This is a genomic window from Vibrio orientalis CIP 102891 = ATCC 33934, assembly GCF_000176235.1.
Lineage (GTDB): Bacteria > Pseudomonadota > Gammaproteobacteria > Enterobacterales > Vibrionaceae > Vibrio > Vibrio orientalis.
Genome location: NZ_ACZV01000004.1, coordinates 72,703 through 85,224, shown reverse-complemented (window position 1 = coordinate 85,224; position 12,522 = coordinate 72,703). Strand labels below are relative to the sequence as shown.

Below are 12,522 nucleotides of genomic sequence, written 5' to 3'. Positions count from 1 at the left end.
AGGTAGATATTACTGCCGAGGGCTCCTTCTCGCCCTCGGCAACTTGCTCCACCCAAGATAATTCAACTTGTGCCTCACGGATGGGCACACCCTGCAAAACCATTACTAATATAACGGGCTTGAAAGCACGGTGGCTTTCTACGGCCTGAATAAAGAGAATTACAATGAAAAAGTCGATTCTTTCTGCAGTGATCCTAACAGCACTTACTTCGGGTTCTGCTTTTGCTGCACATACATTTACCAATGACGCGGGCGATAGCCTTACTCTAGATGGTCGTTTTGATGTTCGCTACCAAGATAAAGGCGGTGAACACAATGGCGAATGGAATAGCGGTAGCTCTCGTTTTGGCCTAAAAGGTCAAATGGGCTTAGACAACGGCTGGACTGGTTTTGGCCATGCCGAATGGGGTTACAACTCAGGTGCTAACGGCAACAATATTTACGATCGACTTCTATACGCAGGCGTAGAGCACGACAAATACGGCAAGATAGCCGCGGGCACCAAGCAGTGGTCTACCTTCTACGATGTAGCTTGGTTTACCGATATGGGTCGTGTATTTGGCTCGCGTGGTTCTGGTTACTACAACCTGTCTGACTGGGGTATTGCTTCAGGTACAGGTCGTGCTGAGAACTCAATTACTTACCGTAACAACATCAGCGACAACTGGAAATACGGCTTCACGTACCAAACCACTCGCGAAGATGTTGACCTAGCCGATGGTTTAACAGCAACACTGAAAAACGGTATGGGAGCATCAACGCTCTACACCATCATGGATGGGTTAACCATTGGTTTAGCCTACCACCAGAATGAGTTTGACGATGTTGATGCGGGTGTTCAGAACATCAAAGACGGCGATACACAGCGCATCGGTTTATTGGGTGTGAACTACACGAATGATGGCCTGTTCGTTGGCTTCACTTACAGCCAAGGTTCAAACTGGGAAACCACCAACCAAGCCGAATTCTACGACCACCGCGGTGCTGAACTCTTCACGTACTACCACTTTGAAAATGGTTTGCGCCCTACCTTTAACGTTAACTACTTAACGGATACCGACGACAACGCAAATGGTTATGAACGTCAGCTTATTATCCCTGGCCTTGAGTACCACTTTAAGAAGAACAAGTTCTTAGTGTGGACGGAATACCAATTCGATAACGGCAAAGATTCACACAATGGCGTGAAGTATGAAAATAGCGATGACCAATTTGCCGCGGGCATCCGTTACTACTTCTAATCACGAGCGACACTGCTGATTAATCAGCCCCCTAATTAAAAGCTCTGCGGCGTTATATTTTAACGACTCAGAGCTTTTTGGGTTATACCCAGCCAAATACCCAATATTACAGACTACCCCTTGTTTTTCATGCTATTCTTACATACAGACTTTTTGAATACGTACCTATTCATGATACTCTGTAGTCTGTTATTTTGGCTCAAAAGCATGGTCTATGAACTCTTCAAAACACGCCTCGGCGTCAAAACCTACCGTCACCTCTAAAGATGTCGCTAAATTGGCTGGCGTTTCTCAATCCACTGTCTCTCGCGTATTTGTACCGGGCAGTTCGGTATCAGACAAAACCAAGCAAAAAGTGTTTGAAGCCGCAAAAGCACTCAATTATCGCCCCAATGCCTTTGCCCGTAGCCTAACAACAAACGAATCCAAATTGATTGGCTTAGTTTTCCCAGATGCAGACTACCCTATTCACATGAAAACCCTGCAGCTCATCTCATCTGAGTTACAAAAACAGGGCTACTCAGCCGTGCTTATTCCGTGGCAAGTTGATGGCAATGACAACCATTCGATCCCTAACATCTTCCAATACAGAGTCGATGGCGTCATCGCCGCATCAGCAACGTTCAACAAGTCACTTTATGAAGAATGTGAAGAGTTCGATATCCCTATTGTTCAGTACGCTCGTGTAGTGGAAGGAACTAAAAGTAGCCACGTTGTCAGCGATAACTACGAAGCTGGTCAACAAGCGGCGCAACTGCTGCACGAACGTGGAGTGAAAAACGCGGTTTACCTGACGGGAGAAGTGCCAACCTTTACCAATGACGAGCGCCAAAGCGGCTTCAGCTCTGAGTTTGAAGACTTAACGGGTAAAGCACCACGCCTCATTGAAGCGAGCTACGACTACGCAAGTTCACTGGATAAAGTACGTGCTATGCTGGCCGATAAGGATCGTCCAGAAGCCGTGTTCTGTGCAACCGACAACCTTGCAATGGCGGTAATGGACATTGCACGTATTGAGTGTGGTATTCGTATCCCTCAAGATCTGAAAGTCATCGGCTTCGACAACATTCCACAAGCAGAATGGTTGAGCTACCAACTGACCACTTTCCACCAAGACTTCCGTCGTCTAGCGCGTGAGTGTGTGAAAATTATCGTTGATCAAATCAACAATAAAAACAGAAGCTTGGTGAGGATGATGGTGCCAACTAAATTGGTAAAAAGAACTACTGCATAATTAGGTGTGAGATCCGACATTTTGGATATTATCCTGCCTAGTGCTTCAGCCAGTAAGCTCGGATAAGTTTTTATAGTGCGTAGATGTGATGCCAGGAGCCTAATCATAATTTACACTAAACAACTTCAAGGCAAAGACGTGTTTGCCGAGAGCGGTGTCAGCACGTCTTTGGACAAAAGCGAGTTACACTCCTTAGGATACACTGTCTTTTTAGATTACTTTTAGTACTGCAAACAGATTGTATGCAACTGTTCTAGATAGCTCATCCACTATACTGCTAAAATCAGATGTAACACTTCCCAAAATCAGGCTCTAACTTACAATTTACCGATTAAATTCGGCTTTCCATGAGATACTGAGTCTTTTAAAAACTCATTAGCAATGCTAGCTATTTTGGCAACCAACTTTTGGTCTGTAGTGAAAAAACCTAGCGGAATATGAACAGGGCTAAGATCAGGCAGTGATAAATGGTAACTTACCGCAGCAAAGTCATTATCTAAGAGTAAAACCTCAACGCTACCATCAAATAAGCCGTTTCTAATACCTTCACAAAACTCAATGCTACCTAATTTGTGTTTCCATGCTCTACCAGCTTGCCTTTCAACATTCTGATGGTCATCACAAGGTAAATACACCTTCAGCTTATAATTTGTGTTTTTTCCATTCATTTTATAGTTAATGAGGCTATCTTTAGCTTTATTAAAGCCTTCACTCATTCCCCAATAACGAGTATTAGCACCAAACCAGCATAGCTCTCTTGGTTTTTGCGTCTTTTTCTGGGTCTTGAGTTTCTTTAATTTGCTCTCAATAACATTCCAAGGTTGCTTGCCATATAACGGACCAACCAAAAGCTCATACGGCTTATCAAAAGAGCCTGCTACCATTTCCGCGAGCATTCCACGAAAGTCGATACTCTCACCTTTAACAAAACGGCTAACAGACATATCTTCAAGAGCATCCCATGCAGCAGCAATACTATCTAGGTTGTTACCTAATCTGATGTTGTCAGTTTCTTGTGCAATAGCCTGTGTAATTGCCTCATCATTCTCATAAAGCTTATCAACGTAAAAAGGCTTAATACGACTGTCTAAATCTATCTCAAATTTCCGTTTAACTCTGTGAGCGATAGTTTTCTTTCTAGATACTTTATCAACAGAATAAAGGCTAGGTAACGAGTTATCATGAGTCTTAATTACACCTAGCTCACCTTTCTCTACTAGCCGCTGAAAGTGTTTAGTAAACATCGCTCTTGCATGCAGTTCACTTAAGCTTTGCACTTCATGATTAACATTTAAACGAAGGCCTGTATGCCAATTTTCATGCTGATTTTTGACTTTATTAAACCCAGCGAGTTCAAATGAAACAGAAGAAGTCCTAGACTGTGGCTTTTCGAGCATAGGTTTATCATCCAATGATGAAAAGTACCCTTTCGCCAATGTGGTTAGAAATAACTTCCCTTCGTCAGAATATGCAACTTCACCATTACTGACTGGTTCCTCAATAGCAGCCGCTAATTCACGCTGATTAAAGCCAAAAAATGAGGATAGTTCAAACTTAGAAAGCGGTGAAATATAAAGTGCTTTAAGCAAAAACTCTTTTATGAACGGAAAACCTTGCTTACTTAAGTAAGAATATTCAATGCCAAATGTTTCAGTAGGCACAATATAATCTACTTCATTAAATTCAATCGTTGTGTTTTCCATAAGAGTCATACCGCCTTCTTAAGTTTTTTGGTTGTAATGTCTACAAAGCGATACAAGTCTTCACTAGCGTTTTCTTCCATAAACTTAATAACCTCACCAAATGGAAATTGGCTATTCTTTCCTTGCCACATTCTCTTATCACCAACAATCACCAAACGATCCATTGCTCTTGAAAGACCAACATTAATTCGGTTGGGTAGTTTTAAAAAACCTGAACCTTGCTTTGGCTCTGAACGTGTTACCGATAAAATAATGACGCGATTTTCTTTGCCCTGATAACTATCTACGGTATCTATTTTCAATAATTTTGTAAGTTCATCAGACAAAGAGGCCTTTTTAACTTTCTGTCTGATACGCCTTTTCTGTTCGGCGTACATACAAATCACACCAATAGCGGCTTCACCTTCTTTTACTTGCTCAAGTAATGAATGAACAAAATTTGCATTTTCATCAACCTGTTTGAGCAAATCGACAATAGCATCAGCTTCTGCATCATTGTAAATGCTTCGACCAGAACCTGTTTGATGATATGCTTTTTTATTTAAATTTGATGTATCAAGCCACGTTGTAGCTGAACTCAATGCTTCGGGCACATCACGGTAAATATCAGGGATCTTTCGTTCACCATTTTCTAACTCACCACCATAGAAACACTGAGAGACCAAAGTACCAATAGCAGGAGCCATTCGATACTGTACCAGCAGTTTCGCACCTACCTGTTTCCCATAACCACTTTCAAACGCACGAGCAAAATCACTTTCAATTAATTCATCGATATCATTCGATGATTGAATACCTAAATGTCTCGCCAACGCTTTCTTATGAGGATCGGTATAAAGAGGAGGTAACTGTTTGTGATCCCCCACTAGTAGCACTCGTTTGCCAACCTGCATCGCAATTGCTAGCTCACTTGCAATGGAACGAGCCGCTTCATCAATAATGATCCAGTCATATTGATTACTTGCGATATCAATATTCCAGTTGCCAATACCAACACAAGTACCTGCAACCAGTTGTTTTGAACGAGCCAAAAATTCATCCATATTGGCATTTCCAGATTGCATAACTCGTATCATATCTTTCGACAATTTCACTAGTCGTTGAACTGAGCTAGAGATATTTAGCTCAATAGCATACTCTTGATTTAACTCTTTAATTAAGCCGTCATGAACATCTCTTAAGTTATCATGCCAATCTTTGTTGGTACGTATACTCGGAGGCAATCTACTGTTAATTAATGACTTTCTTTCACCAATTTGTTTTTTAAGCTCTTTCTTCTGTTTAGCTACTAACTCTTTATCATCAAGTGCTATTAATGCACTTTGCTGCTCGGTAATGTGTGAGAGTATTTGCTTATCTAAGGTTAAATAGGCATCTAAATAATCAGTTGGAGCTTTTAATGACTTAGCTAGGTTCAACACTCGATATTTTAATTGAGTTTCAAATTGTTCTACTTTTTGACTAACAATATTATCAGAATATGCGTCACGTAATGAGTGGGAAATGGTTGACTCACTTCGACTAAAACGCACAACATCAAGCTCCGTTTTTAAACGGCCACAGTGTTTTCGAATTCGTTCAGCAGCAGTATTCACGGCTTCATGTGACTGACTTACCAATAGAATTCGCTCAGTGCCTTGTTTTTCAATTAAGTAATGAACAAAAGCAGCAATAAACTCGGTTTTACCTGTGCCCGGGGGACCTTGCAGCATTGAAAGTGGGCCAAACCTTAGAAGCTTTTGAAAAGCTATTCGTTGTTTATCATTGAGCTTAATAGCATTACCGTTATCATCTTTTCGATCATAACGTTTAAAATCTTTATCGGTGACAGTTAAGCCATAGTCTGTAGGCGCTAAGTCACAGTCAGGCTCAAAGTAATCTGATAAATTTTCTACAACTGAGTCTTGTTCAAGAATACGAGTTAATGCGTTCTTTCGTTTATTGAAAGAAGACTTATCAGCTTTACTGCGAAAGAAAATGATATCGTCTTCAGTTAAGCGGTGAGCTCTCTTCGAATAGCGGGACAACTGCACTCTATTCAATCCTGAGGCCGATAAATTAACTTCGCCAATAAAGTAGTCCTCTTCATCATTAACGATAATTGCTTCAACCTGATCTTTAGCGGTAAAGCCATCAAGTGGATCTTTTTCAGCTTCGTATGACAGTATAAGGATATCTTTATCATCTTTATGTGTTCTTGGCTCGCCAATAAGCTCTACATATGGATGAGATTCAGTCTCTGTTTTAAGAATTGCCTTCCAAAGATCTTTGGTCGATATTGGCTTAACACTATGTTCAGCCTCAATAGTATCGGTGGGGTGCTCAACTGAAAGAGGCTCTACTTTTCTCTGTTTTAATTGAAATTGTTTAACTGCGTTTTCGAAACTATAAAACTGTCGAATACGTCTATTGAGTGCTTCTAGATTACTTGCTCTACCTTGAGTGATACGAATAGCAAAAGGAAGTTCTAAAACAGCATTTTCGATATCTCTAGGATAAATACTATCTCTTGTTTTAGGAGCTAAGCCATGTTCAAAAGTGAAACTTACTTGATCGAAGAAAAGCCTAAAGAAGCCACCTAATCCACAAAAGTTCATTACCAAACCCGAGGCTTTTTTATCACTGTCTTCTATCGAAACATATAACTTACCGTTATCAGGGTATATTGTTAGAGGATCAAAGCTTTCTCTTGCTCCTCCTATTTCAATATCAATCGTTTCAACCGATGGTTGTGCTGTTTTTTCTGGGTTTAAAACAGCATCTTTAAAACGAGTTAATTCTCTAAAGCCAAAATCAACATCTTCAAGTTCGTGAATAATAGCTTTGCTAACTGCTTCAAAGCTTGAGCTCTCAGTTCCCCAGTCAATTTCCAGTAGCTCTGCGCTTATTTTCATTACTGCATAATTATCACGTTCAAAGGCTGAACTGTTATCGATATCCGCAGGGCTATATTCAGTATTAAGCAACCCTTCTGCATCATGATGAAAATCTAAAACATCAATAATAAAAACGTCACCATGTTTATCTACCAGAACGTTCTCCGGTTTTAAGTCGCCATGTGCAATGCCTAACGAGTGCATATGCTCAATATGGGCAACTAAGCTTTTCACAATATCGTTTCTGCGATTACGCATACGGTAAGGTTCTAAAGTTTCCCCTTCAATCCACTCATTGACCAAATACAGCGAGCTATCTCGTGCGGTAATACCATAATCAACAACGGTGGGAATAAAACTTAAGTTAAGGCTTTGCAGTTTTTCTACTCGCTCTAAAAACGATAACGTGCGAAGACCAAGGCCAGCATTAATGTCAGTAGGATTAATATTATTCCAAACTTTTACTACACCAGTGATAGCTTTAAAGACTTCTTTTGAATCGTTTGCAGAAATTTCTTCTAACTCAGGGTGCAATTTGCTTATTTTGCTAGCCTTAACAAATCGCTCTAGCTCTTGCGTTGAAAAGCTAAAGGCAGCTTCTTTACTTGGTTCTTGTTCAACCAAAGCATCTAAAAACTCACCAGCATTAGCAAAATCTTTACCGTTAAGAGCTCTTAATAACGTGTCGCCATACCACGCATCACATTGCGAAAGGTCAACCTCTAACGATTTTTCAAGCGCAGGTGTTAATCGTTTGGCTTCAAGAATTGACCACGCAATAATTGCAAGGCGAGAAACATCATAATGATAGGGAGTTAGCGAAGGCGTAGCTTGGTTGTATACCGATAGCTCATCTCGAACGTCGCCCACGGTTTCTTTTTTGCGAACAAAGGCCGAAATAAAGTTTGAAAGCGCAACGCGCTGCCCAGTACTTAACCAAATACTGTGTTTACCAATGTCTCGGTGAGCGAGTTGTAGGTGGTGCAAGTCTGCAACACGAGCGATTAACACCCTAACTAGGTTAACACGCTCATCAATAGATAAGTTTTCACCATAGGTAACAATAAAATCATTAAGGCGTTCATGGCCATGAGGAAGCTCAACAACCTCGTTGTATTGTGAGGTTATCTTCTCTTTAGTCGGTATTGTTAGTGAAGAAACACAATGCTCGTATAACTCTCTATTTTCTCTTTTTATTTTATTGAGTACTTCACGTTCACGAGAAGCAATTTTTATACGTCCATCAGGGGTTTTAGCATCATGATTTGATAGTTTATCAAAATCCCAGCTGCGGATAATGGCACGATCATTCTTATCTGCCTCACTTTGAGCAAAGTACTCTTTATATACTTCATTAGGGTGCTCAAAAATCTGCTCTTGCCCTAACCAACCATCAACGGATAACGGCCTTGCTTCTACTTTCTTATCATTTAGCAGCAAGCTTTTCTCTAGCAGTGGGACATCATTTAACAAAACTTCGGACTTAGAATGAGGGTCAAAGCGTTCATTAAATAGTTTCTGATTAGTGCATAACTTACAAAAGTCATTCAAGCTAAGTGTTTCAGCGAGTTCTTTTTGGTTTAAGCCAGAAAAGTTACTGTTGCCAGTCATCACGACTAACGAATATACACGTGGTGTGAAGTTAGCGTTGCTAAATTTTCCTGCAAATGGTTTAAGTAAATTTCTCAGTAAGAACTCTTTATTCCGAGTGACCTCAACAGGCGATTTCCCTCTATCTTCATTACCCCAAAACCACTTCCCTTTATTTGAAGTGACAGGTTTGCCGTTCCAGTGTTTAAGTTCAACAATAAGAATATTGCAGTGGGTTACTATCAGTAAATCTATTTCGCCTTGCTTATGTTTATTGACAAAGCGAAAACCTGCATAACCTTTCCAGCCCTCGTTAAAGGACTTTTTTAAAACTTGCAGGGCTTCAAACCCCTGTCCTTTATTTGCGCTTTTCTGCTTTTGCACATTTGGGGGACTCAGCACATTTTCAATTTTTTTAATTGCATCGATTTCGTGGCGTTCAAGGCCACCGTCCCAATATTTGATATCCATATTTACTTCTTATTCTTTTTTTAATCCAATTAGAAAAGCTTACTTACATAAAGATGCGACTCTGGAGGTCTATTTTGCATCAGTATTAAGCAAAATAGACCTTATATTGTTGTGATCAGACTTAAGACTTGAAACGGAATCTTTACGCTATTGCTTTTGATTAATACTCCACCATTGGCGTAAGCAACTCAAGTCATACTGGCAGTTAATGTGATTAGGATATGACATGAGGAAGCACAAAGTGTCATGCCAATTAGCTTAGTTAGGGACTGCCGAGCTAATCTTTGAACCCATCGGTTGGCTCTCTGTACAAAGAAAATAGTAGGGTTAGGTCTTTTTTTGCCTGTATTAGCTCAAGTACTCCAAAGTATGACCTCTGCAATTCACTCTGGTTTTGGTCGATCGCCCTTTGTAACGCAAGCACACAGAGGATAAGGTTTCGCCTTTTGCCCCCATTAGCTGAAGTATCCCAAAGTCTGAGGTCTACCAATCGATTTCCTATCAGTCTCAACTCATTTTGGGGCACTTTTGAGTTACGAAGTGCCAACTGTGAAGGTTCTGGGCAAAGGCGAGTTAGATTCTGAACCACTCAAACCTCTGCCCCTTATTATTTGAACCATCAATTGCGCATAACGATGAACTTTGTCTAACGCTTAAATATACTCAGGATCGTATCAACAAACTTTTCTGGTACTTCTAGCATCGGCGTATGTGATACCCCCTCTAACTTAATCAGTTGTAGTGAGTTAAATGCGCCTTCAATGCTTTCCCACACCTCAATCGGAGCAATGCTAAAATCTAGCTCCCCATTAATGACGATGGCATCCAAGTTTGATGAAAACTGCGTAAGTTCGATATCTCTGAATATTTCTCCCCAAAGCGTATCTAGTAGCGATGTATTCATTTCAACATCATCCCACAAAGAAAACTCATCAAATGATGCATCTTTCCATCTCATTGGGCCGAATCTACGACAGATGTGCGCAAACTTACGCTCAGGTTGTTTGGCAATATCACTTTCTAGCTTAGCCATACTTGTATCTAGCAACTTTTTTCGCTGTTCAGAGGCGTTTTCTAACCAATGAGCAAACTGCTTTTCTTGCATATCACCTGACAGACTTGGTGCAGCACTAACGACAATCAACTTTTCGATATTTATTTTCGTATTACTTGCAAAATGCATTGCCATATAAGCATGGCCTGAATGCCCTAATACACTAATTTTAGTTAGATTTAGGCTGTCGCATATTGCTTGGATATCACGAGTAATAGTATCTAAGCTGACTGATTCAAGAGGATGTGAAGCATCACATTTGGAGAACCCGCGATGATCCACATACACACAAGTAAAGTAATCGTGCAAAGATTCAGGAATTACTTTCTTGTAGTAGTTAACACTACCAATAATTAACAAGTGTGGGCCTGTGCCATGCTGCTCGACTTGTAACTGATAGTTGTCACGATGGACAATTAAGGGGTTTCTATCGTTCATTTATATGCTCACTCTGGTTGCTATGGAACAATCCTATGACATGGTTTAGACCGATTAAATGAGCTAATATGGGTTTCTATGGCTCAATTTTTGGGATAATCATGTTAGATAGAATTGATAATGTTTGGTTAAAGTCATTTTTTTCCGTTTATGAAAACCATAGTTTTGCTAAAGCCTCTGAACACTTAGCAATTCCCAGTTCTAACGTCAGTCGACATATCCAACAACTAGAGTCGGTATTGGGTGAAAAGTTATTCTATCGAACAACTCGAAAAGTGACCCCAACACTAATGGGTGAGCGTCTTTACCAAGAAATTAGAGAACCTTTATACAACCTCAATCAGTCACTACAACGACTAAGTGAGGCACCAACCTCTCTTAAAGGAAGTGTTCGACTAAGCTCTCCAGACATACCTATTATTGGGGAGGTTTTGGCGGATTTTTTAGCCACGTATACAGACATCACATTGTACTGTGAGCACAGTACTGCGATTGGAAATGCTGTCTCAAACGACCCTGATATTATTATTAGTTTTGAGCGAGGAGAGCTCGATGATCGAGACTGGGTGTCGAAGCCGCTTTGCCAATGGGACACTACTATCTTGGCTTCTAAAGAGTGTATTAACCGCTATGGCTTACCAAAAACTCTAACTGAACTGGAGTCAATGCCTTGTATATCAAGCTATAAATCCTTTGGAGGTGATCCTTGGGTTTTCACGATTCCAGAGTCAAATGAATTTAGGTCACTATCCCCAAAATCAAGAATAAAAGTAGATGGTGGATTTACAGCAAAAGCTTTTGCCCAACGTGGGCTTGGGTTTGTCGCTCTGCCCACGAGCTTCTGCTCAGATGAAATAAAACAGGATGAGTTACAACAGGTTTCTGTGGATTATGATTTATCTCCACTGACAATATTCATTCATTACCGAGCAATAAATTTTCACTCGCATATATCAAAGTTACTTGTAGATTTTATCACCACCAAAATGTCTTCTAGCTCCTAATGGAGCAAAGGTGACTTAGTTCAGAACTTGTTAAACTCGTCTTGTCACTTATGGCCGATGGACACTTAGTTAATTTTTAAATGATTTAGAGACTTGTAAGATGAAGCGAATCAGTAGTAGTTTCGACTCTTTGTCTAGCAACCGAACGGCTGATACAAGGTCATCCGATTCGATTTTCCGGACCGAGAGCTCATCCATTGCGACATCTAGGTGAGTCATGCCTAACGACCGTAAGATTGAGCGATATTGTGACAACTTAAGGTCTGACTCCCCTCTTTCGATTCGCTGATACGTTTTGGTGCTCATACCTGCAAGCTTAGCGACTTTTTCTTGTGATAGCCCTGCCTGCTTTCGTCGTTCCATGATCACGCTAATGATAGGATCCATGAGCTCCCTCCTTGAAACAACTGGACTCATTTGTCCTATTTGGAGCAATAACTGGACCATCTTTACCGCACTACATTTACCCCAAAGAAGTAGCTCAATAGAATCAACCCTATACAGACATTTGGCTAGCCAATCGTTTACGCAAGGATAAGAATGCGCAATCTACTCAGCGCAGATTGCAAAGTTCACACTCGCAATTTGCAAAAATTCATCGCCATCGACAGCGATAAGCAGGGGCAACTTACTCGTCCCTTGTCAGCTAACGCGATGAAGGCTTTGTACCAAGCCCAACAGCGCTTGATGACCTACAAAGAACTCAAACTGCATGAAGAGATGATCGCCTTAAGTGAAATCGAGAGCGTCTTGATACATATGTCTGAACCTGAAAGAGAGATCGCCTTGTGCGGTGAAGTCTGTATCGATTTCCATATTCGACTAATTGATGCTTGGTTAGAGCAGCACTCCGCCTTCGCATAGCCCTATAAGTCTTCCTTGTTGCGCGTGGTTTTCTTTCACTAAGTAAG

General features: G+C 40.7%; 8 protein-coding genes. 4 read left to right on the top strand and 4 right to left on the bottom strand.

Going from position 1 to position 12,522, the window contains the following annotated elements:
- Positions 1-164: 164 nt before the first annotated feature.
- Entirely contained in the window at positions 165-1,241 is a 1,077-nt protein-coding gene (locus VIA_RS03955; protein ID WP_004411253.1) for a porin, read from the top strand.
- A gap of 214 nt (positions 1,242-1,455) precedes the next feature.
- The gene (locus VIA_RS03950; protein WP_004411252.1) at positions 1,456-2,475 is read left to right on the top strand and encodes a LacI family DNA-binding transcriptional regulator; all 1,020 of its coding nucleotides are present in this window, start codon (positions 1,456-1,458) and stop codon (positions 2,473-2,475) included.
- A 317-nt stretch (positions 2,476-2,792) separates the two neighbouring features.
- Here the strand turns inward: VIA_RS03950 and VIA_RS03945 are convergent, their stop codons facing one another.
- From VIA_RS03945 to VIA_RS03930, 3 genes are all read right to left on the bottom strand, one after another.
- Positions 2,793-4,178: a hypothetical protein gene (locus tag VIA_RS03945; protein ID WP_004411251.1), complete on the bottom strand. Its 1,386-nt coding sequence runs from the start codon at positions 4,176-4,178 to the stop codon at positions 2,793-2,795.
- A gap of 5 nt (positions 4,179-4,183) precedes the next feature.
- A complete protein-coding gene (locus tag VIA_RS03940; RefSeq protein ID WP_004411249.1) occupies positions 4,184-9,115 on the bottom strand; it encodes an AAA domain-containing protein in 4,932 nt (1,643 codons plus the stop codon).
- A gap of 646 nt (positions 9,116-9,761) precedes the next feature.
- Positions 9,762-10,607, bottom strand: a complete 846-nt coding sequence (locus VIA_RS03930) for an alpha/beta fold hydrolase (protein ID WP_004418485.1) — start codon at positions 10,605-10,607, stop codon at positions 9,762-9,764.
- Between the two features lie 68 nt (positions 10,608-10,675).
- Here VIA_RS03930 and VIA_RS03925 point away from each other — a divergent pair, with 68 nt between their 5' ends.
- Positions 10,676-11,611, top strand: a complete 936-nt coding sequence (locus VIA_RS03925) for a LysR family transcriptional regulator (RefSeq protein WP_004411245.1) — start codon at positions 10,676-10,678, stop codon at positions 11,609-11,611.
- Between the two features lie 69 nt (positions 11,612-11,680).
- On the opposite strand, the gene VIA_RS03920 is transcribed toward VIA_RS03925, so the two are convergent.
- Positions 11,681-11,998, bottom strand: a complete 318-nt coding sequence (locus tag VIA_RS03920) for a helix-turn-helix transcriptional regulator (protein ID WP_004411244.1) — start codon at positions 11,996-11,998, stop codon at positions 11,681-11,683.
- Between the two features lie 153 nt (positions 11,999-12,151).
- On the opposite strand from VIA_RS03920, the gene VIA_RS03915 reads away from it, so the two are divergent.
- The gene (locus tag VIA_RS03915) at positions 12,152-12,475 is read left to right on the top strand and encodes a hypothetical protein (protein WP_004411243.1); all 324 of its coding nucleotides are present in this window, start codon (positions 12,152-12,154) and stop codon (positions 12,473-12,475) included.
- Positions 12,476-12,522: the final 47 nt, after the last annotated feature.